Source organism: Mycobacterium intermedium (assembly GCF_002086275.1).
Lineage (GTDB): Bacteria > Actinomycetota > Actinomycetes > Mycobacteriales > Mycobacteriaceae > Mycobacterium > Mycobacterium intermedium.
Map to the genome: position 1 here is coordinate 44,549 of NZ_MVHT01000032.1, position 21,562 is coordinate 66,110.

Below are 21,562 nucleotides of genomic sequence, written 5' to 3' on the forward strand. Positions count from 1 at the left end.
GGAAACCCGCTCTGACCTGCATCGGAGCGGGTTTGTCGTTTCCTGGGGAGTGCTCTTTGCGGTTGCGTAGAACCACGGCGTCGCCTATCCCAGGCTCGACAGTCCGGCTGCTGGTGTCGAATTGCGACGCATCGGTCGAAAGTCCTGCCCGATCGACCGCTGAGAAATGCAGGCAACTCCGCGTCGGGGGCAGTTCCTGATGATGGGTATGACGGCGTTGGAGTCCAATTGGGCGAATAACCGGGCTGACAACATCTGCGCCTCGATCGCCGCTCCGCCACTACGGTCGTTGCACTTCTTGCTGTACGTCTCGGATACGACGGCGAGCACGCGATATGCGTCGTCGTGCGTTCCATGGAGTGTGTCAGGTTGCACAGCGCACTGTCCCATCGATCGAGACAGACTGCCGCGCAACCCATATGCGAGTTGCAGGACCCAATCTTTGTGCTCGTCATCGTCGTGCGAATAGGACATGTCCACGCGCGGTGGACTGGACACGCCCTCATTCTGCAACGCGGCACCGACGAGTCCCGCTATCCGCACGTCAGCGGTGACGCACCTGCTCAGCCGAAGAGTGACACGCCCGCCGCCCGCAACTCGTCGGCCTGGTATCGCTGTAGATCGACAGCGATTCCGCCGGGTCGTGGCCGTGCCACGCCGCGACGATATGCATCGGGGTGCCCTGGTGGAGCATCAGTGAATGGACGTGTTGCGCATGCCGTGCAGCTTGATACGCCGAGTTCCGTGCTCGCACGATCGCGCTCGTGCACGCCCGCGCGCTCAACAAGCAACCGCCGGGCAAACGCGATGGTCTGTTTGTTGGCGAAAGTCGTTTGGCACCAACGGGTGCCACGTTCCTCCGCACGATGGCAGTCCGGCGGCTCGGCGCTTGAACCGGCGGCGCAGGCGACGAGGCCAAACGTCGCGTCTTAAATCGACGTAGATTTTTTTGGCCGAAGAGGCTGATTCCGGTGCTCAGCGCGGGAAGACGCAACGCAAACATGGCCGCGGCGTTTGTCTCGTGCCGCGCCCTCGGCATTGGATCAAGGCATGTCTGTCACCGCCACTGCCACCGCTGCTGCCACCGCCACACCTGCCTCCCGTGAGGTCTTCACCGGGTTGCTGGCCACTGCTGATCGCGTCGCCGACGAGCTGCGACGGACCGCCGCCGAACGCGACAAGGCCAATGCGACTCCACGCGCGGAAATCGAGCTGCTGCGCCACAACGATCTCCTTCAGGTCCAGGAGCCGGCCGAATACGGCGGCTCGGGGCTCAACTTCGCGCAGGCCGTGCAGATCGTTCGGCGGATTGCACGGGGCGACACCTCGATCGCGCACCTGATCGGCTACCACTACGCCCAGACCCGGGTGGCCGGGCTGTTCGGCACTGCGGCCCAAGCTGATGCCCAATCCCGCCGCAACGCGAGCGAAAAGCTGTTCTGGGGAGGAATCCAGAATCCCCGGGGCGGCTCAGCCCTGGTCCTGACCCGCGATGGCGACGGATTCCGCCTCAACGGCTACCGCAGCTTCGCCAGCGGCGCCAGCACCGGCGATCAGCTCTCGGTGACGGCCGCGTTGGACGGTGAACTGGTGTTCTTGTCGCTCGATGTGCGCGGCGGACGTCAGGGATTCACCTTCCTTGACGATTGGGACAACATCGGGCAGCGACTCACCGATTCTGGTGGGGTCCGAGTTGTCGATGCGCGCATCGAACATCACGAGGTGCTCGGCGAGGAGCCGTTCATCGGTAACACCCTGACCCCGCATCAAACGCTGATCACCCCGCATTGGCAGCTGGCGTTCGTCAACTTCTATGTCGGCACGGCCGAAGGCGCGCTCGCCGAGGCGTTGGAGTGGACGCGTGCACACGCGTCGCCGTGGGAAAGCTCAGGCGTCGAACGGGCCACCGATGACCCGTACATCTTGCACACCGTGGGCGAATTGGTCAGCGAGGTGCGGGCCGCGGCGCTGCTGGCCGACCGAGCTGGGGACGCGCTGCAAGCGGCCGTCGACGTCGGTCCGTCGTTGACCGAGGACCAGCGCGCGGAAGCCGCCATCGCGGTCTACGAGGCCAAGTACCTGTCCACCAAGGTCAGCCTGGAAACCGCCAGCCGTCTGTTCGAGATTCAGGGTGCCCGGGCCACCACCAGCGCCTACGGATTCGACCGACATTGGCGCAACTTGCGCACCCACACCCTGCACGACCCGGTGGCCTACAAAGCCCGCGAAGTGGGGGACTGGGTGCTCAACCACCGCCACCCCGAGTTCTCGCTGTACCGCTGAGATGGCCATCACCCTGCACTGGTTTCTGCCCACCAACGGTGATTCGCGCACCGACTTGAGCCTGGGCAACGCCGTCGGCGCCGAGGGCAGCCGCGTCGACGCCTTTGGCACCGATCGCGCCCCAGACCTCGACTACATGGCGCTGGTAGCCAGCGCCGCCGAACAGCTTGGATTCACCGGGGCGCTGACCCCGACGAGCAGCTGGTGTGAAGACGCATGGGTGCTGACCGCGGCACTGACCCAGCGCACCCGGCGGTTCAAGTACCTGGTGGCGTTCAGACCGGGACTGCAGGCGCCTACCCTGGTTGCCCAGGCGGCGGCGACGTACCAGCGAATCTCTGGAAATCGGTTGCTGCTCAACGTCGTTACCGGCGGCGACGACGCTGAGCAGCGCCGGTTCGGCGACGACCTCGGCAAAACCGAACGCTATGAGCGGGCTGCCGAATTTTTGACAATCTTCCGCCGCCTGTGGTCGGGGCAACGCGTCACGTATTCCGGGAAACACCTGTTCGTCGAGGATGCGACGATCGTGCCGGCCGCGACCTGGCCCGACATCTACCTGGGCGGTTCATCGTCGGCTGCGCTGGATGTGGCCGCCGAGCACGCCGACGTCTACCTGACCTGGGGCGAGCCGCCGGCACAAGTGGCGGAGAAACTCGATGCGGCGCGGAAGCGGGTCAAGGATCTGGGCGCGCAGCGTGCGGCGTCGGGCGAGTTGCGGTTCGGCATCCGGCTGCACGTCATCAGCAGGCCCACCGCGGCTGAAGCGTGGGCTCAGGCTGATCGGCTGTTGGCGGGGCTCGATCCCGACCAGATCCGCCGCGCCCAGGAGGTGCAGCGCAGCTCGCAATCGGAAGGCCAGCGGCGGATGACGGAGCTTCACGGTGGCCGCATCGACAGCTTGGAGGTGTCCCCCAACCTGTGGGCCGGTGTCGGGCTGGTTCGTGGTGGTGCCGGCACCGCTTTGGTCGGCAGCCACGAGGAGGTCGCCGACCGCATCGCCGAATATCACGAGCTGGGCTTAGACGAATTCATCCTGTCCGGCTACCCGCACCTGGAAGAGGCCTACGCCTTTGGTGAGGGCGTGGTGCCCATCCTCGCCGAGCGTGGACTGCTCACCGCAACTTCGGAGGTATAGCAGAGTGAACACCGGACCCAGCGTCCCCCTGCGGTTCGCCTACTGGGTGCCCAACGTCAGCGGCGGCCTGGTGACCTCGACCATCGAGCAGCGCACCGACTGGAGTTACGAGTACAACGTCGAGTTGGCCCGGTTGGCCGAGAAGGCCGGCTTCGAGTATGCGCTGACCCAGGTCCGTTACACCGCGAGTTACAGTGCCGAATACCAGCACGAGTCAACAAGTTTCAGTCTGGCGCTGTTGCTGGCCACGCAGCGGCTCAAGGTGATCGCCGCCGTGCATCCAGGGCTCTGGCATCCAGGGGTGCTGGCCAAATGGGTGGCCACCGCCGATCACCTGTCCGGCGGGCGGATCGCCGTCAACGTGGTCAGCGGTTGGCTCAAAGACGAGTTCACCAAGCTCGGCGAGCCGTGGCTAGAACACGACGAGCGCTACCGGCGCAGCGCCGAATTCATCCAGGCGCTCAGGGCGATCTGGACACAGGACCGCGCCAATCTGGCCGGCGACTTCTACCGCATCCGCGACTTCAGCCTGCAACCCAAGCCCCTGCCCGTGCCGGGACGGGCGCACCCGGAGATTTTCCAGGGTGGGAATTCCACTGCGGCGCGCAACAACGGCGGGCGGTACTCGGACTGGTACTTCTCCAACGGCAACGACTTCGACGGGGTCAGCGAGCAGTTGCACGATCTGGAACGCATTGCGGCCGCCGCCGGCCGCAGCGAGCGTCCCAAATTCGGCTTGAACGGATTCGTGATCGTCCGCGACACCGAGTCCGAGGCACGCGAGGTCCTACGAGAAATCATTGCCAAAGCCGACACGCCCGCGGTCCGAAGCTTCGGCGCCGCGGTGCAACAGGCCGGGGCGTCGACCTCGGACAAGCGAGGGATGTGGGCCAACTCCAGCTTCGAGGACCTGGTCCAATACAACGACGGGTTCCGCACCCAGCTGATCGGGACCGCCGAGCAGGTCGCCGAACGCATCGTGGCCTACCGCAAGCTCGGTGTCGACTTGATCTTGGCCGGGTTTCTGCATTTCCAGGAGGAAGTCGAGGCGTTCGGCCGTACCGTGCTGCCGCTCGTGCGGGAGCTCGAAGCCGCCGAAGCACTCGATACCGCCGATACCGCCGCGGTCCGATGACGCCTGGGTCGTCGCCATCGGCTGCTCACGCCGATGCCGTCGCCGCCGCCGAAGCGTTCGCCGCCTCTGTACGAGCGGGCGCGGCGCAGCGGGACCAGGCCGGGGCGGTTCCGTACGCCGAGTTGGCCGCCTTCGACAGCTCCGGGTTGCCGGCAGTCACGGTGCCGGTGACCGACGGCGGTGCCGGACTGGGGCCACGCACCCTGGCCGAGGTGACCCGGATCATCGCCGCCGCCGACCCGGCACTGGCCCAAATTCCCCAGGGCCACTATCTCGCCGTCGACATCCTCGGGCTCATCGGCACCCCCGAGCAGCGTGAACGCATCCTGCCCGCAGTAGTTTCGGGCGGACGGATAGCGCCCGTGCTCGCGGAGCGCGGGGGCCATCACGCCCAAGACCTCAAAACCCGCCTCATTCCCGATACGACCGGATGGCGACTGGAAGGCACCAAGTACTACTGCACCGGCGCGATCACCTCCCGATGGCTGGCGGCCAGCGCACTGGATCCCGACGACCGCGTCGTGCTCGCGTTTGTCGAACGCGACGCGCCCGGCGTGTTCGTCGACGAGGACTGGGCGGCGATGGGACAGCGCGCCACCGTCAGCGGGACCACCACCTTCGACGGGGTCCGCGTCGAGGACACGCTGGTCGCGCCGTACTGGTCGGTGTTCACCCGTCCACAACTGCTCGGGGCGCGCGCCCAACTCGTTCATGCCGCCATCGAGGCGGGGATCGCGCAGGGTGCGCTGGCCGATGCCCGCGAGTTCGTGCGCACCCGCAGTAGACCGTTCTTCGAGGCGGTCCGGGCCGGCCAGGTCAGCACCGCCGCCGACGATCCGCACACCCGGTGGCGTTTCGGCCGACTGGCCACCCACACCCGCGCCGCGGTCGAGCTACTGCGCTGGGCCGCCGGGGTGCTCGACGAACTCGGGCTCGACCCCGCCAACCCAGAAGCCGCGGCACGCGGATCGATCGCGGTCGCCCAAGCCAAGACTTTTGCCAGCGACACCGCCGTGGACGTCGCCAGCCAACTGTTCCCCCTGACCGGGGCCAGCGGCACCGACCGGCGGTTCGCACTCGACCGACACTGGCGCAACGCGCGTACCCACAGCGTGCACGACCCGGTCGACTGGAAATACCACCACATCGGAGCCTGGGAACTGGCCGATGTCCCCCCACCCAACCACGCCCAGATCTGACATCTGCATATGGTCGAGAGGGCCATATGTTGAGCGGCCGTACATTACGACGAAGGAATACGGCACAGTCATGCAAACGGTGACGACGTCGCAGCACCAGACGCCAATATGTCAGTCCGACAGAATCTTTCGTACGTCGGGACGCCGTTGCGCCCGTCGAAACCCGAAACCGAAATCTGCAGGACTCAGGCGGCCCGTCGAGGTGTGCGCCGACGGGTATCGGTCGACCAGAGATATCCGCAATCCGGACATTGCAGGTGCACCACCGTCCCCTTGTTGCTCAGCAAGTACTGCCAGTGCGTATCGCAGTTTCGGCTATCCCGGCAGACACCGCATTCGGCGCCGTGATCGCAGCACGGGCAGGGCAGCCATGCACGGCGGCTTCGGTCCGCGGTCGGATCAATCGGTAACACGGTCGGCCGTCCTCCTTGGTAGGACGCCGGCGCTGACCAGTTCGTCGTAGATCCGCTGCTGCTCCTCGTCCAGGTTGGAGTACAGCATGTCGTAGGCCTTCTCTTCCTCGGCGAGAGCAGCAATGGGATCCCAGTCGTTGCCAATCGCGTCGAGTACGGCGCTGCGTCGGCGCGCCTCGTCGCGGGTCAGGTCATAAGCAACGTGGAGATAAGCCATCGGGGTCCAAGTTGTTGGAAACAAGCGAGTAGTTAGGATGCCCTAATTCGCGGCGGTCAGGCTATGAGGTGCGTCACTGAGGCGGGTTGAGGTTAGTCACATGTGCGCTCAGCCCTTTACGGAGGCTCGTCCGCTTTTCGCCCGCTGAATCGAAAGTGATCCGGGCACAGCACTGTTCGCGGTGCGATCGAGAACTGTACGGAAACGCAATCAGGAGTGGCTATCAGGCCAGAATGCATTACTTTGTGTAAGTCCCCAGCGGGACGGGGGGAGAAGACGCGCTAGCCTGATGGAGCCAATTCGTACCCGTGGGAGCGTTGTGCAAGGCAGCGAGATCATCAGCGTCAGGGTCAAGCCCGGGAGCCGGAAGGGTCCACTGGTCGAGGTCGGCACCGACGCCGACCTGACAATCTACGTGCCCGAACGTGCGGTGGACGGCAAGGCCAATGCTGCCGTAACCCGCCTTCTCGCAAGCCATCTCGGCGTGCCCAAAGGGCAGGTAAAGCTGGTGGCCGGGGAAACCGCCCGGCTGAAGCGATTCCGCGTGACGCGCTAAGCGTGAACGCTGCCGAGGCGCCCCGGGTCCCCCCGCGTTTCAATACGCGAATTTACTTTCCGGCTGGCGGCGCCCCGCAGTATTCTTCCCGTCAGCGAATCGCCGCATGGATGTTTTTCGGCATGTCGTTTTCTGCAACAGCAGCGGCCCTCTGGTGCGGCGAAGAGCCGGGCGATGTCGCTAGAGGCTCCCGCCATCAACGTCAGCGACCCGGAGGAGAGCCGGCTCACCGCCGTATCGGGGTTGGCGGGCAGGACGTCGGCGCTGTCCCAGTCGACGACTTGGGGGAGCAGTTCGTCACCGCGTTCCCGGATGGTCACCGAGCGGGGGTTCAGCCCGCGATGGACAACCCGGTGGCGGTGCGCGTAGTGCACGATGTCGGCGATCCGCGCGATCAGATTGAGCTGCTGGACAGGGACAGCTTGGCCTTGTTGTCGGCCAGCCACAGATCGAGAGGTGTGTCGGCCTGGGGCTGTGGGAAGACCAGACCGACACCCAGCTCCGGCTCATAGACGATGTCTTCGGGCACCTGCAGCCCGTCGTAGCGCAGGCGGTTCAGCAGGTGGAATTCGTGGGTGACGGCCTGCTTGCGGGCATGTGCGTCGGCGGACGTCGTGCCCTGACCGATGGTGTAGAAGCGGATGCGGGCGTGGCGTTCGCTGTCGACGTGGTGAAATGCCGGCCAGTCCTGCCAGCCGTCGCCGTCGGCAAGCGGATGTTCGTCGATGATCCAGGAACCGACTTCGCGTTGCCGGCGGGGAGTGAGACCGATGGCCTTCATCAGGCCGGCGATGAGCAGGCTGTTGCGCTCGGTGATCGGCTCGTTTCTGGCCAGGGCCAGCAGGCGTTCCGAGATGCCGGGGAGACCGGTCAAATCTTCGCGTCTATCCAGGCCGTAAAGATTGATTTTAGAACTTTCCGGAAGCTCGCACCTGAACTCGGGGTGGTGCAGGAACACCAGTTCCTGGACATATGGGATTCTGCTGATGGCCTCCTCGCCGACCTCTCGGCGCGGTAGCCGTCTCGCATCCACACGTGGTCGTTGCCACGGAGAATTCCGCGGTAGTGCTTGAGCTCGATCAGGTAGAGCGTGTCGCGGGCCAGAACGAGCAGGTCGACCTCATGCCAGCGGCCGCGGTTGTCGCGGAACTCGAAATTGGACCAGGCCCGGAATGGGGGAGCGTCGGGGAGCAGCTGCTTGATGATGTCCAGGCCCTGCTGCTCGTGGGCAAACTGCGAATCCGCGATGGTGACCCGACGGCCGTCCTTCACCAGTGAGCTACCCCTTCGTCGCAGTGCGTCCAGGCACCAACCTACTGATTGCTGAGTCGATGTTGGCGATTTGTCCGCGATGGAATTGTTGAGTCTTCGTCTGTATCGTCCTGGGGCTTGAACGGCCAGTATGCGCGCCCGCACCGACAGATTCGGAATGGTCTTCGCCTGATCGCGTGAGCTTGGTGCAGCCCGGCCGTCGACGTTTTTAGCGAGGTCTGGAAGCTTTCCCACTCGACGTCTTCGCTGTGCTTACTCGGCGACAGTGTGTCGGAACGCAGTTCTATGCTCGCCACCATGCCTGTAGCGGAGACAGTGGCGGGTTAGGAAGGAATGGCCGTGGACGAGGTTGACTACCACGAGCAGGTGGGGGAGGCGCTCGGCATTCTGATCGGTGGGTTGAGGCCCTTCGTCGAACGCGTGCTCACCGAGGCGTTGCCTCCTGGCGTCTCCTGGACGGAACTGCTGCGGCGCAAGGACATTGCCGCCGGACGTCGAGTGGGCATGTATCAGGAGCGCGATCTTTCGCTGATGCTCCGGGCCATGACCGAACGGCTGGGGGACGTCGGCTTCCCGTTCAGTCAGCATCTGTCCCGGCAGGCGCAGAACTACGCAAGCGAACTGCGCGACATCCGAAACCGGTGGGCCCATAACGAAGCGTTCAGCGCGGCCGACGCCTACCGGGCGATCGACACGATCGAGTTGCTGCTGCGCGCCATCGGGGAGCAAACACAGGCCGAACAGGTGGCCGAACTGAAGCATGGGGTATCTCCCGCGCTGGTCGGCCGCGGCTCGCCGGAGCCCGAGCCAGCCGAGAAACCGGACGCCGAACCGTTCAGATTGGCCACTCCACCCCAGGCGGTCGCCAAGCCGCCGGTGCCGCCTGCCGCCGCGCACAGGGCGCGCATCGAGATTCATGCCGTCGCCGATCTCAGCTACCCGATGGCCCACTGCCGGATTCCTGTCATCGACCACATCTCCATCGAATACAGCGGTGGAGAAGTGCGTAGCGCGGTCGTGGAAGTTGACGTCGTCAGTGCCGAAGGGTCACTCGGCGGGCCGCAGCAGGTGTTCGTGGATCTCGCAGCTCACAAGCCGACGATCCTTCAAACCGTCGACTTGAAACTCGACCCGGCGTCGATGTTGCGTGTGGAGGATCAGGGCCCCGGCGCAATCCGTGTCGTCCTGCGCGACGCTGCCGGCAACGTTCTGGCGGAGGAATCCAAAGACGTCACCATCCTGGCGGCCAATCAGTGGAAGGCCACCCCGCTGCAGCTCGCGCTGGAGATGCTGGCGGCGCACGTGCAGCCCAACTCGGCCGCGATCAGGGCCTTGATGACCGACGTCTCGGACCGGTTGCTCGACGCGACTGGAAACTCGTCGATCGACGGCTACCAGAGCGAGAACCCCGAACGGGTCGACGCCATCGCCCAGGCGGTCTTCGAGGCGATGCGCGCTCGAGACATCCGCTACGCCGAGCCGCCGGCCAGTTGGGGTACCGATGGTCAGAAGGTCCGCACCCCAGCCGAAGTGCTGGACGGAAGGCTCGGCACCTGCCTGGACACGACGGTCACGATGGCAGCCGCACTGGAAGAGGCCGGAATCAACTCGACACTGTGGGTGTTGAAGGGCCACGCCTTCCTCGGGTACTGGCGCAGCGACGCCGCTCTGGACATGATCTCGTCCACAGAAGTTGTCGACGTCGCCAATCAGGTCGATCTCGGACACATCGGCCTTATCGAAACGACCATGGTCACCCAAGCCCACGCTGGGTGCACCTTTGCCGACGCCGCGCGTGCGCCTCGGATGAAGTTCCTTGCGGGGGATCTCTCGGAAATCCTTGGTGTGACCGACATTCGGCAGGCTCGCAACGCTCGGATCTTCCCGTTACCGAGCAGGACGACCGATGCCGAGGGGAACGTCATCGTCACCCAGTACGAGCCGGGAGCGGGCCCGACCATCGCGCCCTATGTAGCTCGTCCCGGTACCGAAACACCCACGGCACAAGACGATGTCCCACGTCGGGTCAGCCAATGGAAGAATGCGCTGCTCGACTTGAGCCTTCGCAACAAACTCATCAACTACACCGAACGGGCGGGTTACCGCATCGAGGTGCCGGGGCCGGCGTTGGGCCGCTTCGAGGACGCCGTCAACGCCGGGGCGAAGATCAACCTTTTGGCGTCCGACGTTATACCCCGCGTTGATACGGCCAGGGGAATCCGTTTCGGCCGAGACCTTCCCGAGCGCGAGCGTGAACTTCTCCTCGCCGAGAAGCACAGCGCCTACATCGACATCACCGAAGCCGCCTACAAGAGCAAGCTGCGCTACCTGGCCTACAAGGCCAAGACCATCGTCGAAGAAACCGGCGCCAACAACTTGTACCTCGCCTTCGGGATGCTCAGTTGGCACTTCGCGGACCGTGACCTTCGGTCACCGCTGGTGTTGGTGCCGGTAACTCTGACGACAGCGAACCGCGGTGAGCGCTACGTGCTCACGATCGACGAGACCGGGATGTCAACTCCCAACTACTGTTTGGTGGAAAAGTTACGCGTGGCGTTCGGGTTGGAAATACCCGATTTGCTGAACCCTACCGAGGATGCGTCGGGCATCGACCTGGTGAAGACCTTCGACGCGGTTCGTCACGCCGTCGCCCGGGCGGGATTGCACTTCCGGGTGGAGGAGAGCGTCCACCTGGCGGTGCTGCAGTTCGCCAAGTACCCGCTGTGGAAGGATCTTGACGAATCTTGGAAGCAGTTGTCGCGCAACAGTTTGGTGGCGCATCTCATCGAGTCGCCCATGGAACGGTTCCGCGACCCGGTGGACCATATCCCGCCCGTCGACCTCGACGAACTCGGCACACGCGTGCCGGTGCCGGCCGACTCGTCCCAACTGACCGCGGTGGCCGAGGCCGTTGGGGGACGCACCTTCGTGCTGGAGGGCCCGCCCGGGACGGGCAAGTCCCAAACGATCACCAACCTGCTCGCACACGCGATGGCGACGGGCCGCCGCGTCTTGTTCGTCGCCGAGAAGCGGGCCGCGCTCGATGTCGTCAAGAAACGACTCGAAGAGGTTGGACTCGGCGAACTTTCGCTGGACCTGCACAACAAGTCGGCCCGGCCCGCGGCCGTGCGGGAACAGATCAAAGTCGCACTTGAGCTGCACATTAGCCACGACAAAGAGAAGCTCCGCACCAACAGTCAGGTCGCCGAATCCAGCCGGCGCAGCCTGGCCCGGTACGCCGAGCGTCTGCACGAAAGAAATGCCGCGGGCCTGTCTTTGTACACGGCTCGTTCTTCGGAGCTGGCCGCCGACCACGAGGTGCCGCCGCTTGAGGTGCCCCGCAGCCTCGTCGCGAGTGGGAGCCCGGAAACCTTCAAGGTCGTGGGCGACGTTCTACGGTCGCTGCCCGAAAAAGCCGATCTCGCCCGGCCCGGTCCGGGACATCCGTGGGGCTTCATCGATACGCCATCGCCGCAAAGCCTGGACGCGCAACGGATTTACCAGGCCGCAGTCGAGTTCGACCAAGCGCTGGCCGATCTGCAACAGCGTGGGCTGGGACTCGAGAAGATAGCGCGTGCGGGAAGCGCAGCCGCACTGGCGGCGTGGGCCGCGTTGGCCGATGCGCCACGCTATCCCCTGGAAGGCCTGGACCAGCTGCAAAGCGACGCGTGGAAGTCGGCTTTGGCCACTATTCGGACTTTGGCGAAGAAACTGCAAGCGGCGCGGCCTAACTGGCTCGCCGTTGCGAGCCCCGCTGCGATGGATTTGGACATTCCGGCTATTCACCAGGCGGCGGTGGCCGCCGACGAGTCGGGTTTCTTCGGGCGCAAGAAGCGCCGTCGTGCCGTGCTGGCGATGCTTTCCGACGCATTGGTGGTAGCTCCCGAAACCGTTCCACTCAAGACACTTTCGCAGATCACCGGTGAGATGGCGGAGACCTTCGCGGCGGTGAGTGATCTGCGTGCCCGCGTGGCGACAATTCCTCTGATGCTGGTGGGTGACCAATGGAACCCCCTGATTCCCGAACACGTCGTCGAGCTCGAGCACGGGATCGAAACGGTGACGTGGATCCTCGCCACGCTGTCAGCCAGCAGTCACCGGCCGCACGGGGCCGATCTGCGTGAGTACTACGCAAACACGGCCGTGGGCTCGTTCGCCCAACCGCTGGACAGACTGGCCATAGCCTGGAACGCGCTCACGACGGTGACGGGCGCCAGTCCGGCTCAGCAACAGGCGTGGGCGCAGCAAGACAACTTCATCACCCGCTGGTGGGCTACGCGAGACGCGCGAAAGTTGGACAGTCCGGCATCAATCGAGCGTTGGGTCGACCTGTTGCGTCACATCGAGCCGCTGCGGGCCGCGGGCATGGACGCTGCGCGGTCAGCGATTCTCACTGGGCAGCTTGTTGCCGAAGACGCCGCGCTGGCGTTCGACCGAGGCGTGGCCGCCGCCTCGATTGCAGAACGCTTGGAAGCCAGCGCGCTCAACGCTTTCGACATCGAGGCGCACAACAAAGCAATTCGTCGTTTCACGACGAGCACCCAGGAAGTTCGTCAAGAGCTGCGCAGGGCTATTCCCGCCGAACTGCTGAGCAGGCGTCGCTTCAACGCCGACGCGTCCAGCGGCCAGGTCGGAGGGCTGCGCCGCCAATTGGAGCGAAGGCGCGGCGGCATGAGCATACGCGCGCTGATGGAGAACTTCGGAGATCTCATCACCGACATCCTGCCGTGTACGTTGATGAGCCCGGACTCGGTGGCACGGTTCTTCCCGGCCAGGCCGGGCCTTTTCGACATCGTCGTATTCGACGAGGCATCCCAGATCAGGGTTGCCGATGCCGTCGGCGCGATGGGACGGGCGAAATCCGTTGTGGTCGTGGGCGACAGCAAGCAGATGCCCCCGACGAGCTTCGCTGAGGCCTCCGCAACCATCGACGAGGACGAGGACTACAACCCCGATGTCGTGATCGACGAGGAGTCGATCCTGACTGAGTGCGTGCAGGCGCAAGTTCCCCGGCATTGGCTGTCGTGGCACTACCGCAGTCAAGATGAGTCGCTCATCGCGTTCAGCAACTACCACTACTACGAGGGACGGTTGGCATCGTTTCCCGCGCCGCTCACCGATACAGCGCCTGCGGTGTTCGGGCACGGCATCTCCCTCGTCCGTGTCAACGGCCACTTCGATCGAACCGGGCGGGGAAAGACGTTGCGCACCAACCGCGTCGAGGCCGAGCGCATCGTCGAGGACGTCCGTCAGCGGTTCTGGGCCTCGCCCGATGTCGCGCCGTCACTCGGCATCGTCACCTTCAACGCCCCTCAACGCGATCTCATCGAGAACCTGCTGCGCGACGCCGGCGACGACCGGCTGCTGGCCGCATTGGACGAGCCCGACGGACTATTTGTGAAGAACCTCGAGAATGTCCAGGGTGACGAGCGAGACACGATTCTGTTCTCGGTTGCGTTCAGCGCCAATGAAAAAGGGGTTGTGCCATTGAACTTCGGGCCGTTGTCGCGGCCCGGCGGCGAGCGTCGACTGAACGTCGCGGTGACCCGCGCGCGTCGGGAAGTGGTCCTCTACGCCAGCTTCGACCCCAGCGAACTGCGCGCCGAGGAAACCACTCAGTTGGGGACCAAGCATTTGAAGGCTTACCTTGAGATGGCCGCGCGCGGAGTGGAAAGCGTGACGAGCGGGGGTCGGCGCCAGCCCGTCATAGACCGCCATCGAGACGACATTGCTGAGGCCCTTCGCCGCGAGGGCCTGCCCGTTTCGACCGACGTTGGTCTGTCCGACTTCAGGGTAGACCTCGTGATCTTTGATCCGGATCAACCGGAACAGCCATTGGTCGCCGCGTTGCTGGACGGAACCGAGTGGTACGCGCGCAAGACGGTCGCGGATCGCGATGGGCTACCGATCGACGTTCTGAAAAATTTGATGCATTGGCCCGCGGTCGAACGGATTTGGTTGCCGGAGTGGCTGGATCATCGTTCGCAGGCCCTCGCGCGATTGCGGAAAGCGGTAGATGAGGCCAAGCAGCGTCTGGCGCGCGGCGAGGTCGAGCCCGACCCGGCGCGCAGGCCACCTGAACCGAAGCCAGAAACGACCACTAAGCCGCAGGAATTTGCACCGCTGAAATCGGCCTCGGCCTCAGTCGTGGCCCCGGTAGCACCCCGCCGTCAAGAGCGACCGAAGCATCCGAATATTCAGACATACCGAGAGTGGGTCCCGACAATCGCGGGTGGTGTGAACGTTCTCGACGAGTTGCCTAGTCCGGGGGCAAAGACGCGGGTTCGGGCGGTGGTCCAGGCTGTCATCGAGGCCGAGGCGCCGATTCATCGGGACCGATTGGCGCGACTGGTGGCAGGCGCATTCATGCTCAATCGGGTCAGTGAGGACCGCAAGAGGGCGATTCAACGCGTCGTGCCGTCGGAATACGTACGCGAAGGGGGCGAGAACTTCTACTGGCCGCTGGGAGTGGACCCGCGCACCTGGCGGATTGTTCGGTGCCCGAGGAGCGGCGAAAGCCGACGACTCGAGGAGATCAGCCTGGTGGAGATCGGCAACGCAATGATGATCGCCGCCGAGGAAGCAGGGGGTATCGACACAGAGGAGTTGAAACGGGAGGCGCTGAACATGTTCGGGGGCAAAAGGATTACGCAAGCCATCAGCGCGCGTCTGGAGGATGCTTTGAAGCACGCCTTGGCCCAGGGTTACCTGGTCAGGTCCGGTAGCGTCATCTCCTGCCAGAAATAGGACCGCCGTGTGGCGCTGGCTCGCTGGCATAATTTGATCGCTGATCGTCCGGTGCGGATGGTCATGGGTTGAACTTCTTCGTGTGTCGGTTGATCTGCTCCATCAACCCATCTGGCAAATCGATGCCGAGAAGGGCTTCGTCGAGCTCAATCACGCCATTGGCGTATGGCAACAGTTCCTGGCCTTCGGCTACTCGACTGCACATCGTGGCAATGAACTTGTCGTACCCAACCAAGGGACACATCGCAAAGGCACACACATCCTGGACAAATACGATGACGTCGGCCTCTACCGGGGTTTGTAGACACCGCTCGGCCGCGCGCAGGATGTCCTCGTGGTAGTCCATCAGCCGGCTAGCAATATGCACGATCGAGTCCGCATCAGCTGCGCACTCGGGTGCATTCAAGGCGCCTGTAAATGCCGGGCTGAGCATGAACGTTTCGAGTTGGTGGACGATCTCGCAGATCTTGGACATCTCCTTCCACACGAGGTGTGAATACTGCTGGCCGTTGAGCGGCCTCCCCCGTCCGGGTTGATAACCCAAGGCGCAGTTGCGAAGCCGTCGCTGAACGGCGTTTCGTCGCAGCACGAGCACCGAGGCGAATACCGCCCAGGGCCAGAGCGGCAGGCGCTCGGCGAGGAGTTGCTCAAGACCTTCGAAAGTGGAGGCGACCTGAGCCAGATCCGGCTGATTCGCTGCCAGCGGGATGATGCGCTCTGGTGTCGGGTCGATGCGGCGTACCATCGCCTCGGCTCCGGCCCGGAGTTCCGCCGGCCAGGGCCACGGCTCCAGTTCTTGCGATGCTCGTGCCCAAGCCGAATATTCGGTCCAGCCGATCGCCCCCATTACGGCGACGGAGACCAGACCCAGCCACCACGATCCGGCTAGCAGTGCCAGTACCAGGACCACACCGCCGGCTATCAGGCCCGCCCGCTTCAATTCAGATAGCTGTCGAAGTATGTTGGAAACGGACACGGCCCGAATGGTAGGCAAGCACACCGACATGTTGAACCGTCACCGAGTCCCGATCGGGCACCATGTCGGTATGCCTCTGTCGGAGAGCGCGTTGGTAAGCGTGGCCGGTGACCGCATCTTCGGGCGGGGCTTGGGCTACGTCCGCTATGTTCGTGGGCTTCGCGTCGCCACCGACAAGGCCTACGCAACGGTCCAGGGCAAGCAGGTCTACACCGTGGAGCTCGACTGGTCCGGTTCCGAGCCTGACGGTTTCTGCACCTGCCCGCACGCCGCCGACGGCCACTTCTGCAAGCACCTGGTTGCGGTCGGGCTGGCCGCGATCGACAGCGGCGCAGTCGACGACTCCACTTCGGTGGCCTCGGAGGTGGAAGCGGCCGTGCACGCCATGGACGTCGATGAGCTTCGCGAACTCGTCCTGACCCTCGCCGAACGCGACGACGAAGTACGCCGCATGCTGGAAGTCCGCGCTACCGCCGCATCCGGTGACGACACCACGGCGAAAGCTGAGTTCGAAGCGTACGTGCGAAATGCCTTGGAATTCCGGGGATTTGTCGACTATCGCGAGTCGTTCGCGGCCGCGCAAGTCGCTAGCCATGTACTCGACGAGCTCGAGAGTCTTTTGAACGCAGGGTCTGCCGAAATCGTGCGACCGGCGCTGCAGCGCGCGGTCACCCTGCTACGCACGATTACCGGGGAGGCCGACGACTCGGCCGGCGTGATCGGGGATCAATGCCAGCGGGCCGCCGACCTGTACGCGCAGGCGTGTCGGCTCGGGCAGCCGGATCCCACCGAAGTTGCCCAGTGGCTGGCGGCTTTCCGTGCCACCTCGCCGGGATGGCCAACGTTGTGCCTCGCGGATTTCGTCGACGCATTCGACGACCATGCGCTCGCGACCTACCGCGCGGCGGTCGCGGATTTGGATCGAAAGCATGCAGGTGTGGACCACTTTCGCCGTTTTGAAGTCGACACCATGCTGCTGGAGCTCGCCGATCACGACGGCGATCTCGATCGGGCTATCGAGCTGCTGAACGAACGCGAACATCCGCAGTACGGGGCTATCGTCGCCCGCTTACGGGATGCCGGGCGCGACGACGAAGCGGTGGGCTGGATCGATCGGGCGGTCGCCGAAGGCCGGATAAGCAGTCATGGCAGCGGAAACGATTATTGGTTGAGCCCGACCGATGTCGCCGAAACGTACCGGGGACTCGGCCGCGTCGACGATGCAATAGCCGTTCTGCGTGCCGATTTCGTCCGGCGGCCCGAGATCCGCGTCTACCGGTCGCTGCTGGAGTTCGCCGCCACGGTCGACCGTGTCGAGACCGAACGCGCCTGGGCGTTCGACCACGCGCGAGAACTGACTGCCGGTCCCTACGCGGGGTCGATCCTGGTCCAGCTCTCCCTGAGCGAGGGGGACGTGGACGCCGCGTGGGAGGCCGCCGACCGTTATGGTCCCGGCTGGGCGTGGAAGGAACTCGCCACGCAAGGCGCCGAGTCTCGGCCGGTGGCCGCCGCGGATCTGTACCGGCCGGGCCTCGAGAAGGATCTGCAGTACCCCAACAGCAAGCTGTACCCGGACATCGCCGCGAGACTGGCAACGATGGCCAAGTTGTATGAAAGAGGCGGGCGCAGTACAGATTTCGCAGATTACGTCGCCAAGATTCGGCATGACTACGGCAGGCGCCCCGCGCTGATGAAGGCGCTGACAGCCAAGGGGCTCTGACCGACCTTCCAGCTGGCCCAGGCCCCTCGCCGAGGCCCGTCGACTAGGGCCCTGTACCGGTATTGAGCAAGCCGGCCAACCGCACTCCGAAGTTACCGAACCCGGAGTTGAACGCCTGCGTCGCGAAGTTGAAGAAGCTCGTATTGAAAGCGCCCGACACAAAGTTGCCGAGGTTTGCCCAGCCCGACTCGAGTGTGCCGAAGTTCTGCAAGCCCGACACGTTGATGCCACCGGCGTTGAAGAAGCCTGACATTTGGGCGAAGCGGTTCGCCAGGCCGGATACGGCGCCGGTGGCGTTGTTGAAGAAGCCGGACGCGCCACCGCCGGAATTGAAGAAGCCCGACGACGGGGTGTCGCCGGAGTTGAAGAAGCCCGGGCCCCCCGCGAAGCTGAAGCCGAACGTGACCGGACCCGTAGAGCCGTTGCCGATAAGAGGGACGACTTGGGTGAACAAGTAGTCGATCGGGGTTTCGGGTTGCACGGTGTTCAGGTTGAAGGTGATGGGCCCAACATTGCTGTCGTCGTACTTGATTTGGATCCCGAACACGGTTGAGGCTTGGATGTGTATCGGAATCGAATACGTGAACGCGCCCGCCGTAATGGCGTCGACGACACCCGTGATAGGCACCTCGATGTTGATCGGCACCTCGTAGTGGTAGGTGATTTCGGGCATCGTGTACTCGAAGCCGAACCCGAAGAGGCCTTGGTAGTCGCCCCGCCACAGGAAGCCGTTGCTGTAACTGCCCGAGATGAATGCGCCCGTGTCGAAATCGCCGGAGTTCGAAATGCCCGTGTTGGAATTGCCCGTGTTGAACCAACCGGTGTTGTAGTCGCCGACATTGAAGCCGCCGGTGTTGTAGCTGCCCGGGTTGAAGCTGCCCGTGTTGGTGTTGCCGGCGTTGAAGAAGCCGGTGTTGTAGTTGCCTGCGTTGCCGATGCCGGTGTTGACCAGCCCGATGTTGAAAAAGCCCGTGTTGGTGCTGCCGGTGTTGCAGATGCCGGTGTTGTAGGTGCCGGAGTTGCCAAAGCCCCAGTTGCCGGTGCCGGAGTTGAAGAAGCCGACGTTGCCGGTGCCCGAGTTGAACAGGCCGATATTGCCGTTGCCTGAATTCAAGCCACCGATACCAATTTGGTTGTTCCCGGTGAGGCCGATGCCGATGTTGCCGGTGCCTGTGTTGGCGAAGCCGATGTTCGCGTTGCCGGTGTTGCCGAAGCCGATGTTGAAGCTGCCGGTGTTGCCGATGCCGAAGTTTTGGATGGCCGCCGTCAGCGACGGACCGGAGTTTCCGAACCCGATGTTGCCGCTGCCGATGTTGCCGCCGCCGATGTTGTCGCTGCCGAAGTTGCCGCCGCCGAAGTTGTGCCCACCGATGTTGCCGCCACCCACGTTGTAGCTGCCGACGTTCCCATTTCCGAAGTTGAAGCCGCCGATGTTCCCGTTGCCGATGTTCAAGGAACCGAAATTGCCCAGGCCGAGGCTGAAGCTGGTCGTTCCGGTGATGTCGTTCTGGAACACGCCGGCCAAGCTGTTGCCGATATTGCCGAAGCCGGAGCCGTTGTCCGGCGTGCCCAAGCCCAAGCCGGTGTTGAGCACACCCGAGATGCTGTTGCCCAGGTTGGCTAGGCCGGATTGCAGCGAACCGTAGTTTTGGATGCCCGAGTTTCCCAGGATTCCGGTCGCGTAGTTGAACAAGCCCGAGCTGCCGGCGCCGAAGTTGAAGAAGCCCGATAGGCCGCCGGTGCCGGCGTTGAAGAACCCCGAGGACGGCGTCGTCGTGGTGTTGAAGAAGCCCGGAGTTGCCGGAATGTGGAAGACCGGAATCGTGATGGGCCCCATTCCGCCGCCGCCCACGATGGCGACGACGGTCGATCCGTCGTGGGCGCCGATGTTGAGCGACACGGTGTTGACTGGGGGTTGGCTGCCGAAGTCGATCGTGATGGGTGTCGTCGCGGGGGCGTCGGCGCCGCCGCCGTGGATGCTGATGGTGCCGATGGTGATGTTGAAGTCGATGACGTCGAGGTAGCCGAAGGCTTCGCCGAGGCCTTTCACGGTGATCTGCGGAATGTTGATGGCCGAGATTGACACGCTGGTGATGGTGGCGGTGATCGGGATATGGATCGGTGCGCGAACGTCGAACGCGAAGGGTATTTCGTCGATCACGATCTCGTAGCCGCCGGTGAGGACGCCCCGGTACTCGCCCCGCCAGAGGAGGCCGTTGTTGTAGCTGCCGGTGTTGAAGACGCCGGTGTTGACGTGGCCGGAGTTGCCCAGGCCCGTGTTGTAGTCGCCGGTGTTGAACCATCCGGTGTTGTAGCTGCCCGGGTTGAAACTGCCGGTGTTGGTGCTGCCGATGTTGTAGCCGCCGGTGTTGTAGCTGCCCGCATTGGCGATCCCGGTATTGACCAGGCCGGTGTTGAAGAAACCGGTGTTGACGCTGCCGGTGTTGAAGAAGCCGGTGTTGTAATTGCCGGAGTTGCCGATGCCGAAGTTTCCGGTGCCGGAGTTGAACAAGCCGACGTTGCCGCTGCCGGAGTTGAACAGGCCGACGTTGCCGCTGCCGGAGTTCCAGTTGCCGAAGCCGACCTGGTTGTTGCCGCTCAACCCGATGCCGATGTTGCCGCTGCCAGTGTTTCCGAAGCCGATGTTGCCGTGACCGAAGTTGCCGAAGCCGAAGTTGTTGCTGCCGGTGTTGCCGAACCCGACGTTGTTGAGGGCCGCCGTCAGCGCGGGCCCGCTGTTGCCGAAGCCGATGTTGAAGCTGCCGATGTTGCCGCTGCCGAAGTTCTGGCTGCCGATGTTGCCGCCGCCGACGTTGTAGCTGCCGATGTTTCCGTTGCCCAGGTTGAAATCCCCGATGTTTCCGCTGCCCAGGCTGAATTGCCCGAAGTCGGCCAAGCCCAGGCTGAAGGTCGACCCGGACACGCCGTTGCGGAACAAGCCCGCAAGGTCGGTACCGACGTTGTATATGCCCGACATGTTGGCCGGCGTCGTGAGCGGGTTGACGGCGGAGCCGATGTTGAAGAAACCCGACAGGGTGTGGCCCAAGTTGGAGAAGCCCGATGCCAGCGTGCCGACATTGTTGAGGCCGGAGCTTTCCACAGCTTCCCAGTTGAACAAGCCGGAGGCATTGGCACCGACGTTCCAGAAGCCCGATACTCCACCGGCGCCGCTGTTGAAAAAGCCCGACGACGGGCTGGTGGTTTGATTTCCGAAGCCAGGGGTCGCCGGGATGTGGATGAGCGGGACGCGAACGGGGCCTGCAGTGCTGCGAATGGCAATGTTGAGCACCGTTGAACCGTCCGGGCTCCCGATGTTCGCGGTAATCGTGGGCAGGGTGCCCGTGATCGTCGGGATTTGAATCGCGCTGACGTAAGCGTCGGCGTATGTCCAGATGGGACCCTCGAACTTGACGTGGATCGGGTCCAAACTGAAGCCGTAAAACCGGAAGCTGCCGAGGTTGACGTTGATGGGGATGTTGAGCGGAATGCTGATGTCGAGGTTGGCGGCGGGGAATTCCGGGATGGTCACGGTGTAGTCGAGGCCGATCAGGCCCTGGTAGTCGTCCCGCCAGATGAAGCCGTTGTTGAAGCTGCCGGTGTTGAAGGCGCCGGTGTTGACGTTGCCCGAGTTGCCCAGGCCGGTGTTGGTGTTGCCGGTGTTGAACCACCCGGTGTTGTAGCTGCCCGGGTTGAAGCCTCCGGTGTTGTAGTTTCCGGTGTTGTAGCTGCCGGTGTTGTAGCTACCTGCGTTGGCGAGCCCGGTGTTGACGATGCCGGTGTTGAAGAAGCCGGTGTTGAAGTCGCCGGCGTTGCCGAAGCCCGTGTTGTGGCTGCCGGAGTTGCCGATGCCGAAGTTTCCGGTGCCGGAGTTGAAGAAGCCGACGTTGCCGGTGCCCGAGTTGAACA

13 protein-coding genes are annotated in these 21,562 nt (G+C 64.0%); 7 read left to right on the top strand and 6 right to left on the bottom strand.

What is annotated here, in order from left to right:
- Positions 1 to 84: 84 nt before the first annotated feature.
- Complete coding sequence (locus tag BST27_RS13415) at positions 85 to 498, bottom strand: hypothetical protein (RefSeq protein ID WP_139805145.1); 414 nt, start codon at positions 496 to 498, stop codon at positions 85 to 87.
- 552 nt (positions 499 to 1,050) lie between these two features.
- Here BST27_RS13415 and BST27_RS13425 point away from each other — a divergent pair.
- Genes BST27_RS13425 through BST27_RS13440 form a run of 4 tightly spaced genes read left to right on the top strand, consistent with a single transcriptional unit; the run spans position 1,051 to position 5,755 of the window.
- Positions 1,051 to 2,283 (top strand): acyl-CoA dehydrogenase family protein, encoded by a 1,233-nt coding sequence (locus BST27_RS13425; protein WP_069417194.1) that lies wholly within the window; start codon positions 1,051 to 1,053, stop codon positions 2,281 to 2,283.
- Between the two features lies 1 nt (position 2,284).
- The gene (locus BST27_RS13430) at positions 2,285 to 3,421 is read left to right on the top strand and encodes an LLM class flavin-dependent oxidoreductase (RefSeq protein WP_069417195.1); all 1,137 of its coding nucleotides are present in this window, start codon (positions 2,285 to 2,287) and stop codon (positions 3,419 to 3,421) included.
- Between the two features lie 4 nt (positions 3,422 to 3,425).
- Complete coding sequence (sfnG, locus tag BST27_RS13435) at positions 3,426 to 4,556, top strand: dimethylsulfone monooxygenase SfnG (protein WP_069417196.1); 1,131 nt, start codon at positions 3,426 to 3,428, stop codon at positions 4,554 to 4,556.
- Positions 4,553 to 5,755 carry an acyl-CoA dehydrogenase family protein gene (locus tag BST27_RS13440; protein ID WP_069417197.1) on the top strand — a complete coding sequence of 401 codons (1,203 nt, stop codon included), beginning with the start codon at positions 4,553 to 4,555 and terminating at the stop codon, positions 5,753 to 5,755. Before sfnG ends, BST27_RS13440 begins: the two co-directional genes overlap by 4 nt.
- A gap of 399 nt (positions 5,756 to 6,154) precedes the next feature.
- Here BST27_RS13440 and BST27_RS13450 read toward each other — a convergent pair whose 3' ends face one another.
- Entirely contained in the window at positions 6,155 to 6,385 is a 231-nt protein-coding gene (locus BST27_RS13450) for a DUF6400 family protein (RefSeq protein ID WP_069417198.1), read from the bottom strand.
- A gap of 319 nt (positions 6,386 to 6,704) precedes the next feature.
- Here BST27_RS13450 and BST27_RS13455 point away from each other — a divergent pair, with 319 nt between their 5' ends.
- On the top strand, positions 6,705 to 6,941 hold the full coding sequence (locus BST27_RS13455; RefSeq protein ID WP_232007115.1) for a DUF167 domain-containing protein: 237 nt from the start codon (positions 6,705 to 6,707) through the stop codon (positions 6,939 to 6,941).
- A 394-nt stretch (positions 6,942 to 7,335) separates the two neighbouring features.
- Here the strand turns inward: BST27_RS13455 and BST27_RS33700 are convergent, their stop codons facing one another.
- Both BST27_RS33700 and BST27_RS33705 read right to left on the bottom strand, forming a co-directional pair.
- Complete coding sequence (locus tag BST27_RS33700) at positions 7,336 to 7,815, bottom strand: hypothetical protein (protein WP_069417200.1); 480 nt, start codon at positions 7,813 to 7,815, stop codon at positions 7,336 to 7,338.
- Complete coding sequence (locus BST27_RS33705) at positions 7,812 to 8,213, bottom strand: NERD domain-containing protein (RefSeq protein WP_069417201.1); 402 nt, start codon at positions 8,211 to 8,213, stop codon at positions 7,812 to 7,814. Before BST27_RS33705 ends, BST27_RS33700 begins: the two co-directional genes overlap by 4 nt.
- A gap of 339 nt (positions 8,214 to 8,552) precedes the next feature.
- Between BST27_RS33705 and proA the strand changes: the two genes are divergently transcribed.
- Complete coding sequence (gene proA, locus BST27_RS13465; RefSeq protein ID WP_069417247.1) at positions 8,553 to 14,960, top strand: anti-phage protein ProA; 6,408 nt, start codon at positions 8,553 to 8,555, stop codon at positions 14,958 to 14,960.
- A 61-nt stretch (positions 14,961 to 15,021) separates the two neighbouring features.
- Here the strand turns inward: proA and BST27_RS13470 are convergent, their stop codons facing one another.
- Positions 15,022 to 15,936 carry a hypothetical protein gene (locus tag BST27_RS13470; RefSeq protein WP_170062314.1) on the bottom strand — a complete coding sequence of 305 codons (915 nt, stop codon included), beginning with the start codon at positions 15,934 to 15,936 and terminating at the stop codon, positions 15,022 to 15,024.
- Between the two features lie 70 nt (positions 15,937 to 16,006).
- On the opposite strand from BST27_RS13470, the gene BST27_RS13475 reads away from it, so the two are divergent.
- Positions 16,007 to 17,656, top strand: coding sequence for an SWIM zinc finger family protein (locus BST27_RS13475; protein ID WP_170062315.1), 1,650 nt, complete (start codon positions 16,007 to 16,009; stop codon positions 17,654 to 17,656).
- Between the two features lie 43 nt (positions 17,657 to 17,699).
- Here the strand turns inward: BST27_RS13475 and BST27_RS34500 are convergent.
- The coding region (locus tag BST27_RS34500; protein ID WP_428842036.1) for a beta strand repeat-containing protein at positions 17,700 to 21,562 on the bottom strand (3,863 nt) is incomplete at its 5' end.

Coding starts and splice junctions, on each gene's coding strand:
- BST27_RS13475 (WP_170062315.1), top strand. CDS start 16,007: ATGCCTCTGTCGGAGAGCGCGTTGGTAAGCGTGGCCGGTGACCGCATC.
- BST27_RS13450 (WP_069417198.1), bottom strand. CDS start 6,385: ATGGCTTATCTCCACGTTGCTTATGACCTGACCCGCGACGAGGCGCGC.
- BST27_RS13425 (WP_069417194.1), top strand. CDS start 1,051: ATGTCTGTCACCGCCACTGCCACCGCTGCTGCCACCGCCACACCTGCC.
- BST27_RS13440 (WP_069417197.1), top strand. CDS start 4,553: ATGACGCCTGGGTCGTCGCCATCGGCTGCTCACGCCGATGCCGTCGCC.
- BST27_RS13430 (WP_069417195.1), top strand. CDS start 2,285: ATGGCCATCACCCTGCACTGGTTTCTGCCCACCAACGGTGATTCGCGC.